The sequence below is a fragment of the Cupriavidus sp. 86D6 genome, assembly GCF_057815095.1.
The window spans coordinates 17,506-32,119 of record NZ_JBYPSB010000005.1; the positions used below are offsets into that span (position 1 = coordinate 17,506).

General features: G+C 64.1%; 12 protein-coding genes and 1 pseudogene. 6 read left to right on the forward strand and 7 right to left on the reverse strand.

The genetic code is table 11. The annotated features are described in order from the left end of the window. Positions 1 to 41: 41 nt before the first annotated feature. Genes AC3G88_RS13440 through AC3G88_RS13450 form a run of 3 tightly spaced genes read right to left on the reverse strand, consistent with a single transcriptional unit; the run spans position 42 to position 2,533 of the window. The gene (locus AC3G88_RS13440; RefSeq protein WP_488772257.1) at positions 42 to 755 is read right to left on the reverse strand and encodes a 4-carboxy-4-hydroxy-2-oxoadipate aldolase/oxaloacetate decarboxylase; all 714 of its coding nucleotides are present in this window, start codon (positions 753 to 755) and stop codon (positions 42 to 44) included. Continuing rightward, positions 752 to 1,483, reverse strand: coding sequence for a PIG-L deacetylase family protein (locus AC3G88_RS13445; protein ID WP_488772256.1), 732 nt, complete (start codon positions 1,481 to 1,483; stop codon positions 752 to 754). Before AC3G88_RS13445 ends, AC3G88_RS13440 begins: the two co-directional genes overlap by 4 nt. Before the next feature lie 33 nt (positions 1,484 to 1,516). Beyond that, a complete protein-coding gene (locus tag AC3G88_RS13450; protein ID WP_488772255.1) occupies positions 1,517 to 2,533 on the reverse strand; it encodes a Bug family tripartite tricarboxylate transporter substrate binding protein in 1,017 nt (338 codons plus the stop codon). 101 nt (positions 2,534 to 2,634) lie between these two features. Between AC3G88_RS13450 and AC3G88_RS13455 the strand changes: the two genes are divergently transcribed. Then, positions 2,635 to 3,516 carry a LysR substrate-binding domain-containing protein gene (locus AC3G88_RS13455; protein WP_488772253.1) on the forward strand — a complete coding sequence of 294 codons (882 nt, stop codon included), beginning with the start codon at positions 2,635 to 2,637 and terminating at the stop codon, positions 3,514 to 3,516. 84 nt (positions 3,517 to 3,600) lie between these two features. On the opposite strand, the gene AC3G88_RS13460 is transcribed toward AC3G88_RS13455, so the two are convergent. From AC3G88_RS13460 to AC3G88_RS13470, 3 genes are all read right to left on the reverse strand, one after another. Continuing rightward, positions 3,601 to 4,899 carry a gallate dioxygenase gene (locus tag AC3G88_RS13460; RefSeq protein ID WP_488772252.1) on the reverse strand — a complete coding sequence of 433 codons (1,299 nt, stop codon included), beginning with the start codon at positions 4,897 to 4,899 and terminating at the stop codon, positions 3,601 to 3,603. An 11-nt stretch (positions 4,900 to 4,910) separates the two neighbouring features. Next, on the reverse strand, positions 4,911 to 6,239 hold the full coding sequence (locus AC3G88_RS13465; protein WP_488772251.1) for an MFS transporter: 1,329 nt from the start codon (positions 6,237 to 6,239) through the stop codon (positions 4,911 to 4,913). A 172-nt stretch (positions 6,240 to 6,411) separates the two neighbouring features. Next, entirely contained in the window at positions 6,412 to 7,629 is a 1,218-nt protein-coding gene (locus AC3G88_RS13470) for a LysR family transcriptional regulator (protein ID WP_488772250.1), read from the reverse strand. Between the two features lie 151 nt (positions 7,630 to 7,780). Between AC3G88_RS13470 and AC3G88_RS13475 the strand changes: the two genes are divergently transcribed. The 5 genes and pseudogenes from AC3G88_RS13475 (at position 7,781) to mqo (ending at position 13,609) form a co-directional block, all read left to right on the forward strand. Then, positions 7,781 to 8,914 (forward strand): 4-oxalomesaconate tautomerase, encoded by a 1,134-nt coding sequence (locus tag AC3G88_RS13475; RefSeq protein WP_488772249.1) that lies wholly within the window; start codon positions 7,781 to 7,783, stop codon positions 8,912 to 8,914. An 11-nt stretch (positions 8,915 to 8,925) separates the two neighbouring features. Next, positions 8,926 to 9,951, forward strand: coding sequence for an amidohydrolase family protein (locus AC3G88_RS13480; RefSeq protein WP_488772248.1), 1,026 nt, complete (start codon positions 8,926 to 8,928; stop codon positions 9,949 to 9,951). A 55-nt stretch (positions 9,952 to 10,006) separates the two neighbouring features. Then, on the forward strand, positions 10,007 to 11,098 hold the full coding sequence (locus AC3G88_RS13485) for a porin (RefSeq protein ID WP_488772247.1): 1,092 nt from the start codon (positions 10,007 to 10,009) through the stop codon (positions 11,096 to 11,098). A 255-nt stretch (positions 11,099 to 11,353) separates the two neighbouring features. Beyond that, positions 11,354 to 11,584 (forward strand): annotated as a pseudogene (locus tag AC3G88_RS13490) (transposase); the annotation flags it as partial. Positions 11,585 to 11,893: 309 nt separating this feature from the next. Then, on the forward strand, positions 11,894 to 13,609 hold the full coding sequence (mqo, locus tag AC3G88_RS13495) for a malate dehydrogenase (quinone) (protein WP_488772246.1): 1,716 nt from the start codon (positions 11,894 to 11,896) through the stop codon (positions 13,607 to 13,609). 66 nt (positions 13,610 to 13,675) lie between these two features. On the opposite strand, the gene AC3G88_RS13500 is transcribed toward mqo, so the two are convergent. After that, entirely contained in the window at positions 13,676 to 14,608 is a 933-nt protein-coding gene (locus tag AC3G88_RS13500; RefSeq protein WP_488772245.1) for a LysR family transcriptional regulator, read from the reverse strand. Positions 14,609 to 14,614: the final 6 nt, after the last annotated feature.

The following is a 14,614-nucleotide window of genomic DNA, read 5'->3' on the forward strand; positions in this document are numbered from 1 at the left end:
CTGACAAGCCGGCGTCCCGACTAGGCCGGCGTGTCAGTGCGTCACGCCTCGTCGGCGCCGCTGTACCAGTCGACTGTCTGGTCCAAATAGACCAGGCCCTTGTCGGCCAGGCCGGGGCGCATGTTGTACATGTCCACCCCCAGCACGCCCGATGCCAGCTTGTCCCGCTTGGCCGCCTCCAGGGCTTCGCGCTCGGCCGCCTTGCGGGCGATGTCGGCGGCGTGCGGACGAGCCACCACGACCACGCCGTCGTCGTCCGCCACGATCACGTCGCCCGGGCGCACCTGCGCACCGGCGCATACCACCGGCACATTGACTGCGCCCAAGGTTTCTTTGACCGCGCCTTGTGACGACACCGCGCGGGACCACACCGGAAAGCCCATCGCATTGAGCGTCGATACGTCACGGCAGCCCGCGTCGAGGATCAGGCCCCGAGCGCCTCGTGCCTTCAGCGACGTGGCCAGCAGGTCGCCGAACACGCCGTCGGTGCAGTCGCTGGTCAGCGCCACCACCAGGACGTCGCCCGGCTGGATCATCTCCACGGCCACGTGGATCATCCAGTTGTCGCCTGGATGCATCAGGGCCGTGACGGCGCTGCCGGCGATGGCCGTGCCCGACTGGATCGGGCGCAGGTACGGCTTCATCAGGCCAGTGCGGCGCTGGGCCTCGTGCACTGTCGCCACGCCGGACTTGCCCAGCGAATCGATGTCGCGCGCCTCGGCGCGCAGGATGTTGCGGTAGGCAACGTTTCTCATGCCAGAACCTCCGATACTTGCGGAAACACGCGGGCATAGCCCTCGCCGTATTGAATCTTGCGGTCCGAATTGCGCGTGGCCTGCGCGCCGCGCTGCAGCGCCACGCGGGTGTAGTACTCCCACAGATGCTCCTGCGCGGCCATGGTCGTGAAAGCCCGCTGCTTCTTCTCCCAGACGGATGAAATGTCCAGCAGCACGTCAGGCTTCCAGTTGCACTGTTCGGGCTGATGCGGCTCGAAGAGGAACACCGGCGGCGCGCCAATCACCGGCACTTCGGGCTTGTAGCCGTGGGCCTGGGCGATGACCCGCGCTTCCTGCGCCACGTGCGTGGCCAGCGGATGGTCGAAGTTGTAGATGTCCTCCCGCGAATGGCTGAGCACCAGTTCCGGGCGGATCTCGCGGTAGATGTCGGCCAGGCGCAGTAGCGCCTGGTCGGGCACGCGCAGCGGATAGTCGCCCAGGTCGAAGCATTCCAGCGTGCCGCCCAGGATGTCGGCGGCGCGCTGCGCCTCTTCGAGACGTGCAGCCTTGACGCGCTCCATCGTCATGCCCGGCTGGCGCCACATCTTGGCCGATTCGCCACGCTCGCCGAACGACAGGCACACGATGCGCACGTGGTAGCCGCGCTCTGCGTACAGCGCGATCGCGCCACCTGCACGCCAGACAAAGTCGGCCGCATGGGCGCTCACCACCAGGATCGACGGCTGGGTTGCTTGGGGTTGGGACATCGTAACTTCCTTAAATCTGTAACTGTAGGAACGTCAGTCCGCGGTGATGCCGGCCTTGCGGATCACGTTGTTCCACGTCGTGGTTTCCGACTTCACGAACTGGCCGAACTGTTCCGGCGTGCCCGCTACGATCGTCACGCCAAGCTGGCCCAGTTGCTTCTTGACCTCGGAGTCGGCCAGCGCGGTGTTGGCGGCGGTGTTGAGTTGTTTGATGACCGGCGCGGGCGTCTTGGCCGGCGCCACCAGGCCCCACCACACCGACGCGGTGAAGTTCGGCAGGCCCTCTTCCTTGGCCGTCGGCACGTTCGGCAGTTGCGCCGAATGCTGGGCACTGGCCACCGCCAGCGGACGCAGCGTGCCGGCCTTGATATGCGAAACCACTTCGAGCGGATTGATCGGCATGAACGTGATGCGCTCGCCGATCAGGTCGGTAATTGCGGGCGCGCCGCCTTTGTAGGGCACGTGGAGCACGTCGATGCCGGCCGTGTCCTTGAGCATCTCGCCGGCCAGATGGCCCGAGCTGCCATTGCCGGCCGATGCGTAGTTGAGCTTGCCCGGCTGCGCCTTGGCCTGTGCCACCAGGTCCTTCAACGACTTGAAGGGCGACTTGGCCGGCACCACCACCACCAGCGAAGCTTCGCCGATGCGCGCGATGGGCGCGAAATCGGTGGTTGGATTGAAACTGAGCTTGTTGAACAGTGCCGCGTTGGTAGCCAGGCTGTTCGACGCCATCATGATCGTGTAGCCATCGGCCGGAGCCTTGGCGACGTAATCCATGCCGATATTGGTGCTTGCGCCGGGCCGGTTGTCGACGATGATCGGCTGCTTGAGCAGTTGACTCATGCGCTGGCCTACCGAGCGGGCCACGATGTCGACAGCGCCGCCGGCCGCGTACGGCACCACCAGGCGGATCGGCTTGTCCGGATAGCTGTCGGCCAGCGCCACCGTGGCGCCCAGGGACAGGGCTGCCACCGTGGCGGCCATCAGCGATGCCAGTACCGGGCGGCTCCCGCCCTGCAGATTACGAATACGAACGAGGCCGCGCAGCATGCAAGTCTCCATATGTTTTAAGGATGTGCTCGCATTCTGGGTGGCCCCCGTGATACTGTCCAATACGTTTTCAGATTGCTTGTTATTCCGAAACCCTATCAATGGACTTTCGCCAACTTCGCTATTTCGTGGCCGTGGCCGAGGCACTCAGCTTCAGTGAAGCCGCACGGCGACTGCATGTGAGCCAGCCTCCGCTCAGTGTGCAGATCAAGGCGCTGGAAGAAGAATTGGGCAGTGCGTTGCTGGAGCGGTCGCGGCATCATGTGGCCCTGACACCCGCTGGCGAGCTGTTTCTGGACAAGGCACGCGCGGCGCTGGCAAACCTCGACCAAGCTCGCGAAGTGGTAAGGCAGGTGGCTTCGGGCGAGGCCGGAGAGATTCGGGTCGGGTTCACCGCGTCGGTGCCGATGCAGGACATCTTTCCGCGTGCCGTGCATGCGTTCCGAGAGGCGCATCGCAATGCGAAGCTGGAACTGGTCCACATGTCCACGGGACAGCAACTGCAGCAATTGGAGAACGGCGAGATCGATATCGCGTTCCTGCGCCCATCGCCGCAATTCCGGCCGCCGGCCAGCATTGCCGTGCGCGAGGTACTGGCTGACCGGCTGGTGGCGGTGGTGCCGGTGGCTCATCCGTTGGCGTCGGGCCAGCACGAGATCGACATCGGCGCGCTGTCTGGCGAACGCTTCCTGCTGTTCCCGCGCGGCCTGGGCTGCGGCCTGTTCGATCACGCTACCACGCTGTGCAACCGCGCGGGGTTCGCGCCGAACGTCGCACAGGAGGCGCGGGAGGCCACCACGATCATCGGCCTGGTGGCCAGCGGCGCGGGGATTTCGGTATTGCCGCAGATCTATGCTCGGACGGGCATTCCGGGCGTGGCCTACTTGCCCATCGCCGGCCCGGACGCCGCCAGCCGCATCCTGATGGCGCATCGCGCCGAAGCGTTGTCGCCGATCATGAAGCGGTTCGTGGGGTATTTCTGAAAGGCGGCCCGCTTCCGACCTGCCGATCCTGCCACGCTCGGCTTGACCAGGATCCTTGACGTTGGCTCGATCACCCCTGGACCGTTACGACTTGCTGCTTGTCCACTGCGTGCCGCTGCTTGTTCCGCCAGCCACGGAATAGAGTGCGCCCGGCGCATTGCGCGTCTTCTGAAACTCTTCCAGCGACTGTCCGCGCATGGCCGCGTAGATGTGCAGGTTGGACACCCCGCTCACTGCACCGAGCTTTTCCAGCAGGAAGAAGATCACACCGTAGTGAATCATGCCGCGCCAGTCGCGCCGCGTGATGAGGTCGCGCTCTTCGTCGGTCAGGCCGGCCGCATCATAGGTGGCAACCGGATCGCTCCGGAAACGTTTGCGGAAGTCCGGGTCGATGAGCTGGTGCAGATAGCGGTTGATCCGATACGCGCGCACGCTGCGTTCGAGCGTGAACGGGTACGTGCCTTCGAGTTCCTCGATCCCCTCGAGTTGGTGGCCGATATGTTGCCGCTGATGGGCGGCGCGCGTGGCCACCACGTCAGCATCCTCAGTGGCGACGTTCTCGTACACCGCCACGGCGATGCCGGTCATCGACGGCAGATAATAATCGCGATGCAGGCAGCGCACGTCGCCCATCGCGCCTCGCATGACCATCCACATCACTACCTCGGCGCTCTCAAAGCCGCCACGCTTTGCGAACTCGGCATGCGTGATGTCCAGCAACTTTTGCGGCTCGCGCTCGAACAGATCCAGGAATTCGTGGTCCCATGCCGTGTTGTTGAAGCCCGCGCGCTCCCCATGCACCTGGTGAGACAGTCCGCCGGTGGCAACGATCGCTACCTTGAGATCCTCGGGATAACTTTCCACGGCACGGCGAATCGCCTGGCCAAGCTTGAAGCAGCGGCGCGCGGATGGTGCCGGGAACTGCAACACCCCCACTTGCAGCGGCAGGATCTTCACCGGCCATGCGCCATCGTGCGGCAACATCACCGACATCGGCGAAAAACAGCCGTGATCGAGCGGCTTGTCCTGGAAGAATGACATGTCGAACTCATCGGCCACCAGAGACGCGCCAACGTGCCGGGCCAGTTCGACGTGCCCATATGCCGGCGGCAGGTTGCGCGGGCCGCCCCCTTCGTCAGCGGCCTCGTATTTCTCGCCGATGCCCAGTGCGAAGGCCGAGTAGTGATCGAAAAAGAACGACGTGACGTGGTCGTTGTAGATCACCAGCAGCACGTCTGGCTTCTTTTGTTGCAGCCACTCGCTCACCGGCGCGTAGGCCGCGAAGATCGGGGCCCATGCGGGGTCCTGCTGCTTGCCCGCGTCCAGCGCGAAGCCGATGGTGGGCGTATGGGATGAGGCGATTGCGCCGATGATGGTGGCCATAAGTCAGTACGTCAGGCTGTGACCGCGCGAAGCTGTGCCCGCTTGGTCGAAACAATGGAAATCGCTGCCACGGTGGCGGGGATGGCCAGGATGGCGATCACCGCGCTGAAGCTCCAGCCCATCGAAAGCAGAAGACCACCGGCCATCGAGCCCGTGATGCTGCCGAATCGGCCGATGCCAAGCATCCAGCTCACGCCGGTGGCTCGCACCAGCGTCGGGTAGCACTGCGGTGCGAAGGCGTTCAGGCCGGTCTGCGCACCGCTCATGCAGAAGCCCGCCAACAGCACATAGGCCGCGAACATCGACGACATCACGCTGCCTGAAGCCAACAGCAGGATAAAAACCGCGCCCGTCACATACGCCACACCGATTACGCGATGCGGCGCAAAGCGGTCCATGCAGTATCCCACCACCAGCGCGCCAACGGTGCCGCCGAGCTGGAACAGTGCAGTCAGGTTGGCTGCGCGTTCGATAGGCAGGCCGGCGTCCTTGATCAGCGTGGGCAGCCAGCCGCTGAGCAGGTAAATCACGAGCAGGCCCATGAAATAGGTCACCCACAGCGCCAGCGTCATGCCGCGATAGCCCGGGGACAACAGGGTACGCACTGGCTGCTTGCCCGGCACGGCCGGCTCGCTGATCGTGAAGGTCGTGCCGGCGGCAATCTCGCTGCCCACCACGCGCCGCAGCGTACGAGCGATGCGTTCGGGCGAAGCATTGCGCGCCACCAGGAAGCGGGCCGATTCCGGAATCAGCAAGATGTACAGCGGCAGGCAGACCAGAGGGATCGCTCCGCCGACGATCAGCACGGCGCGCCATCCGTGCTCGGGCAGGATGGCGGCGGCACCGAAGCCGACCAACGCCGAGCCGAGGTTGAAGCCCGTGAACATCGTGGCAAGCAGCATGCTTCGCGAACGCTCCGGTACGTACTCCGACAATAGCGTGGTGGTGCTGGGCATTGCCGCACCTAATCCCAGGCCGGTCAGAAAGCGCAGCAGCGACAACTGCGTGGTGTTCTCCGCGAACGCGCACAGCAGGTTGAAGACGCCGAAGAGGAAGACCGAGCCGATCAACAGCTTCTTGCGGCCGAAACGGTCGGACATCGGCCCTACCAAGAGCGCCCCGATGGCCAATCCAATCGGGGCGGCGCTCATCACCACGCCGAAGGCGGCCTTGGAAACACCCCACTCCTTGGTGATGCCCGGCGCCAGGAAGCCCATGATAGCGACATCGATGCCATCGGTGGCGACGATCATGAAACACAGTACCAGCAGCAGCCACTGGTAGCCTGACATCTTTCGTTCGTTGATATGGGCCCGGATATCGAGCCGTTGGATGGTCATGTGCCGTCTCCGGGCATAGTCCCGCCGAGCGTGCTACGGCGGAATCTTGTTATCGGTAAGCTAATCGCCGCATGGGCGGATGGCCGCGCACCCCCTGTGTACGGCAACGGCAGTCTACGTTCGAGCCGGGTCTGCAGTATTGCTTTGTGGGGCGGCCCGCGTTGCCGTTTACTTATCGGCCCCGGGTTTCCATGGATTGGCTGGCCTGCCGCAGCGCGGCGATCAGGGCATCGGCGCCCGGAGAGAGGCGTGCCCCTGCGCGCGTGGTGATGCCGATACTGCGAGTGGTGTCGGACAGCGGCAGGTCCAGTTCGACCAGCCAGCCGGCCTCGATCTCGTGGTGCAACTGGTGCGCCGACAGTGCGGTGACCAGATCGCCCTGCAGCAGCAAGCCGCGCACCAGAGCCAGGTCACCCGTTTCCACCAGCGGTTGCGGCAGCGCCAGCCCGCGCGATGCGAATACGCCATCCAACGCCTGCCGCGACGGCGATGCGGCGCGCGACAGCACCCAGGGATAGGGCTCCAGGTCGGCAAGCGTGATGCGCTTGCCGTGGGCCAGCGGATGCGAAGCCCGCGCGATCAGCGCGATACGGTCGGTGAACAGGACTTCCGTGGCAAGTCCTTGCGAAGGATGCGGTCGCAATGCGCCCAGGATGAAATCGATGCGCCCGCTTAGCAGGCCCCCGGTGAGTTCCTCGTAAGGGCTCTCCAGCGAGCGGAAACGCAGTCGCGGGTGCCGGCGGTGGACATCGGCGATGGCCATGGGCATCAGCAGCGTGCGGCCCAGCGGCAGTGCGCCGATGGTCACGGCGCCTTCCAGCACGCCTTGCAGCGCGGCAATATCGGCCCGGATGTGGCGCAGTTCGGCCAGCGCGCGCTCAAAGCGCACTACCCACCGGCTACCGGCATCGGTGGGCACCATGCCGCGTGCCGTCCGCGTAAAGACGGGCTGGCCCAACGCATCCTCCAGCCGGGCGATGGCTTGGCTCACCGCCGATTGCGATACACCCACCGACGCCGCCACGCTGGGCATATGGTGTACCTCGGCCAGCATCACGGCCACCTCCAGGCGGCGCTCGTTGTGCAGGGCTTCGAGGCTGGCTACGGTGACGCCGGGCCGGGTGCGCAGGCGCACCGCTTCGTCGCGCACCTCGCGCAACGCCGCCTCGATGTGGCGGGCTCGCTCCAGCACGAGTTCGCCAGCACGCGTCAGCAGCATGCCGCGCCCCTTGCGTTCGAACAACGCCACACCGAGCGTCTGTTCCAGCGCCGCCACCGAGCGCGCAATGGCCGACGAAGCGCGGTGCAGCGTTTCGGACGACCGACGCACGCCCCCGGCCGCGGCCACGCCGGCAAATACGTGCAGGTGATGCAGGCTGACGGTCTCCATATCGCTATTGTCGTGTCGGTCTGGGCAGCGCGCCTACGGGCGATAAGCAGATTAGAACAATTGTCGTGCGAGATCGCAACCAAGGACTTGTACCGGGCGCGGATACTGCGGGCACCCGACAAATGCCGAGCCTGCCCACGCTAAACCCGCCATGACGCCATGCCTTGACTCTGATCTGCGCGGCATTCCTTGCACCCTGATGCGGGGCGGTACGTCGCGCGGACCGTTCTTCCTGGCCAGCGACCTTCCCGCGGACACTGCCGCACGCGACCGCGTGCTGCTGGCGGCCATGGGCAGCCCCGACCCGCGCCAGATTGACGGACTGGGCGGCGCGCACCCGCTAACCAGCAAAGTCGGCATTGTGGCGCCCGGCACGCCGGGGCAGGCCGATCTCGACTTCACGTTCGCGCAATTGCAACCCAATGCGGACACCGTGGACACTACGCCAAACTGCGGCAACATGCTGGCCGCGGTACTGCCGTACGCCATCGAGCGCGGGCTGGTGGCACCGCAGGGAGATTTCACCCGTGCCCGCGTGCTGACACGCAACACGGGCATGCTGTGCGACGTCACGATGCAGACTCCGCAAGGAGTGCCGCGCTTCCATGGCGATGCTCGCATTGATGGCGTGCCGGGCACTGCATCGCCCATCGTGATCAACTTTCTCGACACGGCCGGCTCGGTGTGCCATGCGCTCCTGCCGACAGGCAACGCTGTCGACCGCCTGACGATCATCGACCCCGTCACCGGGCAGCCTCTCGCCATCGAAGCCACGCTGATCGACAACGGCATGCCCATGGTGCTGATGCGCGCGGCAGATCTGGATCGCACGGCCAAAGAATCCGTCGCAGATCTGAATGCCGACACCCCGCTCAAGCAGCGCATCGAAGCCTTGCGGCTGGTTGCCGGCGAGATGATGGGTCTGGGCAATGTGGCGCAGAAAAACTATCCCAAGATGTGCCTGATCGCAGCGCCGCGCACCGGCGGAAGCATTGCCACGCGGTGCTTCATCCCGCGCGTCTGTCACGACGCCATTGGCGTACTGGCTGCCATCACGGTGGGCACGGCGTGCGTGCTTCCCGGCACGGTGGCAGAGGGCGTGGCGGTCGTCGACGCAGGACCGGTCCACGCCATCAACGTCGAACATCCCACCGGCGACTTCGCAGTGGAACTTGAAACCGATCTCGCCGATCCCGGCACGATACTCCGCAGCGCGCTGATCCGTACGGCGCGTCCAATCATGCGCGGCGAGGTGCTGGTTCCGGCCAGCGCCTGGCCACTTTGAGCTCTCTGTCTATGATCATTGATTGCCACGGGCATTTCACCACCGCCCCGAACGCACTGGAAGCTTGGCGCAAGCGCCAGATTGCCGCGCTCACCGCACCAGAGCAGGCGCCGTCCATCAGCGACCTGCACATCAGCGACGACGAACTGCGAGAAGCCATCGAAGGCAACCAGTTGCGCCTGATGCGCGAGCGCGGTGCCGACCTGACGATTTTCTCGCCGCGCGCCTCCTTCATGGCACACCACATCGGCAACTTCGAGACCAGCGCCACGTGGGCTGCGATTTGCAACACGCTTTGCCATCGCGTCAGCGAACTGTTCCCCGATCACTTCGTGGGTGCCGCCATGCTGCCCCAGACGCCGGGCGTGGATACGCGGAGTTGCGTGGCCGAGCTGGAACGCTGCGTGCTCGAGTACGGCTTTGTCGGTGTGAACCTGAATCCCGATCCCTCTGGCGGCCACTGGACGTCGCCGCCGCTGTCCGACCCGTACTGGTTCCCGATCTACGAAAAGATGGTGGAGCTCGACGTGCCGGCGATGATCCACGTCAGCACCAGTTGCAACGCCTGCTTCCACACCACCGGTGCTCACTACCTGAACGCCGACACCACAGCATTTATGCAGGTGCTGACCAGCGACCTGTTCCGGCGCTTTCCGACGCTGAAGTTCGTGATTCCCCATGGCGGCGGCGCCGTGCCTTACCACTGGGGCCGGTTCCGTGGCCTGGCACAGGAAATGAAGCTGCCGCCGTTGCAGGAGCATCTGCTGAACAACGTGTTCTTCGATACCTGCGTCTATCACCAGCCCGGCATCGACCTGCTGACCCGCGTAATTCCCGTGGAAAACGTGCTGTTTGCCTCGGAAATGATCGGCGCGGTACGTGGCATCGACCCCGAGACCGGACACTACTACGACGACACCCGCCGCTATATCGACGAGGCTGCGTTGTCGGCCCAGGAACGGCACCTGATCTACGAAGGCAACGCACGTCGCGTGTACACGCGCCTGGACGCGCGGCTGAAGGCGCGCGGCATGTAGGCGGACGTAATCACGCGGCACAGACCGAACAAGAATATCAACGGAGGAGAAAACGATGAAACTGCGCCACCTGGCGTTTTCGATCGCGCTCGGGCTGCCAGCCCTGGCGCAGGCTCAATCCGTGACGCTCTACGGCGTCATCGACACGGGCATCGAGTACCTGAACCACGTCGGCACCGCCGGGAATTCGGTGGTGAAGATGGCCAACCTGAGCGGCACCGTGCCGTCGCGCTGGGGCCTGCGCGGCACCGAGGACCTTGGCGGGGGCATGAAGGCCAACTTCGTGCTGGAATCCGGATTTGCTCCCGATAGCGGCGTCACCAACCAGGGCGGCCGCTTGTTCGGGCGGCAAGCGTGGGTGGGCCTGAGCGGCAACTGGGGCCAGGTCAGCCTGGGCCGGCAGTACACGATGCTGTTCTGGGCCATGCTCGACACCGACATTCTCGGGCCCAACGCCTATGGTTCCAGTTCGCTCGACAATTACCTGCCCAACGCACGCGCGGACAACGCCATCGCCTACAAAGGCAAGTTCGGCGGGTTCACGGTCGGGGCGACGTACAGCTTCGGCCGCGATTCGGTCAATGCGGGACCCAGCCCATCTGGCACCAACTGCGCGGGCGAAACCGCCGGCAACATGACCACCTGCCGCGAATGGTCGGCCATGCTCGGCTACGAGACCAACTGGTGGGGCGTGCTTGCTGCCTATGACTCGCTGCGCGGCGGCCCTGGCGCGTTCGCCGGCCTGACATCAAGCGAGCTCAAGGACGACCGTGCCACGGTGGGCGGCTATGCGCTCGTAGGCCACGCCAAGATCGGCGCCGGCTGGCTGGCGCGCCGCAACGGGGCACTGGCCACGCCGCGCAGCAACATGTACTACGCAGGCGTCGCCTACGACATCACGCCACAGGTAACGCTGTCAGGCGAAGCGTTCCACCTTGACTACCGCCACAGCTCCGACCGCGCATGGCTCGGCGCCGTACGCGCCAGCTACGCATTCTCGAAGCGGACCTCGGTGTACTCAACATTCGGCTACATCGACAATGGTGGCAAGCTCGCGCTCTCGGTAGATAGCGCGTCGACCGGTGCCAGCCCGGTAGCGGGCGGCACCCAGCTTGGCGCGATGCTAGGTGTCAAGCACGTCTTCTGACCTCGTCGCGACACACGGGGAGCTCCAACTGCCCACACTCCGTTAGTGCTGACGGGTGTGGGATTTTTTTTGGTTCATCGGAGAATTCCGGGGACTGAATTGCCACATTCCGTATCCTAATGGCTGTTAAGACTGCCGTTGAGGGACGGGATGTTGGATAGGAAGACGCTGCAGGCCTTGGGCTGCTGGGATGGCTACAAATCTGGATCGAGTGGTATGGCCTGAAGGGGAGAGCCGTACGCTGGCGCTGTAAACTGGTGTGAACAGGCGCGCCAGAGCGGCATTCCTGCTCTCCAACTGTTCGCCCAACGCCTTAGTGGCTACTGGCACGGCATCATTGCCCGATGCCGGCATCCTTTGAACACCAGCGTCGTTGAGGGGATCGACAACACCATCAAGGTCATCAAGCGCCGCGCCTACGGCTACCGCGACGAGGAATACTTCTTCCTCAAAATCCGCGCTGCCTTCCCCGGAATTCTCCGATGAACCGTTTTTTTGTGCCGTCTGGCAAAGCACCCGTCAAGGCCAATGTGCGCGGTCCAGATACGGCAAATCCGGGTCGCTGGAAGCCTCATTCGGCATATCAGGCGAGCGAGTCTTGCTTGATATATCAGGGTTTTCCCCTACATTGGCGCTCGACGTGCGTTAGAATCGCCGCCTGTATCGCCGGCATGTGGGTTCACTTCCAACCCGCCGCGCAGAAAACGACGGCGCCCCCCGCAGTCTGAATCAACGTTGGTATTGCCTCGGCTTGATCAGTCTGTCGACGCTGCACGCTAATTTGAAGTGACTCCCATGACTCAATCGGACAAGAAGACCGCCGCACGCCGCGGCGGCAAGCCTTTCACCCGTCGTAAATTCATTGCAACCGCTGTCGGCGCTGCAGCCGCATGGGGCGGCTATTCGTACTTTTTCGGCAGTCAGTACCGCGCTGCCAGGGCGGATCGCAAGGTCGATGTGCTGCTGATTGGCGGCGGCATCATGAGCGCCACGCTCGGCGTTTATCTGAAAGAGCTGCAGCCGGACTGGACGTGCGAGGTGTTCGAGCGCCTGGACAAGGTCGCGGAAGAGAGCTCGAACGGCTGGAACAACGCCGGCACCGGACACTCGGCACTCTGCGAGCTGAACTACACGCCGATGGACGACAAGGGCAATATCCATATCGACAAGGCCATCGACATCAACGAGAACTTCCAGATCTCGCGCCAGTTCTGGGCGCATCAGGTGCGCAAGGGTGTTTTGGGCAACCCGCGAGGGTTCATCAACTCGACACCGCACATGAATCTGGTCTTCGGAGAGGAAAACCGTGAGTTCATGCGTAAGCGCGTCGAGGCGCTCAAGGCTTCGCCGCTGTTCGCGGGCATGGAAATGACCACCGACCCGGCGAAGATTGCGGAGTGGATTCCCATCATGATGGAAGGCCGCAAGGCCGATGAGGTGGTCACCGCCACGCGTTCGCCACTCGGTACGGACGTGAATCTGGGCGAAATCACGCGTCAGTTCTACAAGCACCTGACCGGCCATGCAGGCGTGAAAGTCTCCACCGGCTACGAGGTGCGTTCCATTACCCGCAACGAGGACGGCACCTGGCGCGTGTCCGCGTTCGACACGAAGGATGGCTCCCGGATTCAGACGGTAGATGCCCGAAACGTGTTCATTGGCGCGGGCGGCGCGGCATTGCCGCTGCTGCAACTGTCCGGTATCCCCGAGGCGGAGCAATACGGCGGCTTCCCGGTGGGCGGCGAATTCCTCGTTACGGACAAGCCCGAGATTGCCTCGCGCCATCTGGCAAAGGTCTATGGCCTGGCGGATACCGGTTCGCCCCCCATGTCGGTGCCCCATCTGGATACCCGCGTGCTCGATGGCAAGAAGGTGATCCTCTTCGGGCCGTTTGCCACGTGGTCGAGCAAATTCCTCAAGAACGGCTCGTATTTCGACCTGGTCAAGGCGACGACCCCGTCGAACGTCATTCCTCAGTTGCAGGTCGGCGCTCACGAATTTGCACTCGTAAAGTACCTTGCGCAGCAATTGACGCTGTCCCGCGAAGAAAAGATGGCGGCGCTGCGCCACTACATGCCCGAGGCGAAGGACGAGGACTGGCGTCTGTGGGAGGCTGGACAACGCGTGCAGATCATCAAGAACGACCCGCAGAAAGGCGGGGTACTGAAGCTTGGCACCGAGGTTGTGGTGTCTGGCGACCGTTCGGTATCTGCGCTGTTGGGCGCTTCACCGGGTGGCTCGACGTCGCCGGCGATCATGCTGTCGCTGCTCGAGCGCGTGTTCCCCGAGCAGATGAAAACGCCGGCCTGGCAGCAGAAGATTCGCGAGATCGTGCCCAGCTACGGCAAGAAGCTCAATGACAATCCGCAGCTTCTGGCAAAGGAATGGGCGACCACGGCCGAAACGCTGCAACTGGCCATCGCGCCGCCAAGCCTTGACGGCGTCATCCCGGCCACCGGCACCATGACGAACCCGGGCGTGGTGAAGAAGGTGCCGGATATGGCCTTGTAAGGCACGGGCACGGGAAGAACTGGCCGATCGCAGTCGTTCGACTGGATCAATGCCACGAACGGCGCCTCACGAATCTCCACGTCGCGTAACGCCGGTCTGTGGATTTGCCCGAGCCTCCAGAAAATCCACCAGCATCTTTGCGACCGGCGACAGCGTATCGAAGTCGCGCGAGCAAATGGCAAACCGGCGGCGGGCCCAGTCGTCGCGCAAGGGGATTGCGCGAATACCGAGTGCCTGCGCAACGGGTTCCGCAATTTCCTGCGGGAGGATGGCCAATCCCAGATTTGCGCGAACGCAGCGCAGCGCGGCATCGAATGTGGATACGACTGCCCGGTAGTCGATACGTCGGCCGAGAATTGCGGCATGTCGATTCAGCATGGTCTGGACGGCTGTTTGCGCCGGCATGCCGATATGCCGATGATCCAGCGTCTGCGCGAATGCGCAATTGTCAGCCCGGGCGAGCGGATGCGAACCATGCACGATCGCTGCCAGATGGTCTGTCCGATACGGGCGGGTCTGAAATCCTTCGAGGTCGGCCGCATCCCAGCAAATCGCCAGTGGTGCCGAGCCTTCGCGCAGCGACCGCACAACGTCGATGCTCAGGCTTTCCTCGATCGTGATGCCAACATCCTGATGACCCGGGATCTGCAGGAAGGCGGCGATGTCGTCCGGCAGCGATTCTGCCATCGACGATACGGTCGCCAGCAGGCGCACCTGACCCCGAATGCCCGAGCCAAAGTCAGCCATGTCCCGCGCCACGCGGTCGGCTGCGGCCAGCATTGCGCGTGCATGAGTCAGCACAATTTCGCCGGCGGCGGTAGGCACCACGCCACGGCGGCGGCGGTCCAGCAGGCTTGTGCCGACCGTCTCCTCAAGCTGCGCCAGCCGCTTGCTGATGGCGGATGCCACGATATGTTGCTGCTCGCCAGCGCGTGCGATGTTCTGGGTTTCGCACACGGCGACGAATAGCCGGAGGGTGGTCAGGTCGAGATCTCGCATGCCTGG

Coding starts and splice junctions, on each gene's coding strand:
- AC3G88_RS13440 (WP_488772257.1), bottom strand. CDS start 755: ATGAGAAACGTTGCCTACCGCAACATCCTGCGCGCCGAGGCGCGCGAC.
- AC3G88_RS13445 (WP_488772256.1), bottom strand. CDS start 1,483: ATGTCCCAACCCCAAGCAACCCAGCCGTCGATCCTGGTGGTGAGCGCC.
- AC3G88_RS13450 (WP_488772255.1), bottom strand. CDS start 2,533: ATGCTGCGCGGCCTCGTTCGTATTCGTAATCTGCAGGGCGGGAGCCGC.
- AC3G88_RS13455 (WP_488772253.1), top strand. CDS start 2,635: ATGGACTTTCGCCAACTTCGCTATTTCGTGGCCGTGGCCGAGGCACTC.
- AC3G88_RS13460 (WP_488772252.1), bottom strand. CDS start 4,899: ATGGCCACCATCATCGGCGCAATCGCCTCATCCCATACGCCCACCATC.
- AC3G88_RS13465 (WP_488772251.1), bottom strand. CDS start 6,239: ATGACCATCCAACGGCTCGATATCCGGGCCCATATCAACGAACGAAAG.
- AC3G88_RS13470 (WP_488772250.1), bottom strand. CDS start 7,629: ATGGAGACCGTCAGCCTGCATCACCTGCACGTATTTGCCGGCGTGGCC.
- AC3G88_RS13475 (WP_488772249.1), top strand. CDS start 7,781: ATGACGCCATGCCTTGACTCTGATCTGCGCGGCATTCCTTGCACCCTG.
- AC3G88_RS13480 (WP_488772248.1), top strand. CDS start 8,926: ATGATCATTGATTGCCACGGGCATTTCACCACCGCCCCGAACGCACTG.
- AC3G88_RS13485 (WP_488772247.1), top strand. CDS start 10,007: ATGAAACTGCGCCACCTGGCGTTTTCGATCGCGCTCGGGCTGCCAGCC.
- mqo (WP_488772246.1), top strand. CDS start 11,894: ATGACTCAATCGGACAAGAAGACCGCCGCACGCCGCGGCGGCAAGCCT.
- AC3G88_RS13500 (WP_488772245.1), bottom strand. CDS start 14,608: ATGCGAGATCTCGACCTGACCACCCTCCGGCTATTCGTCGCCGTGTGC.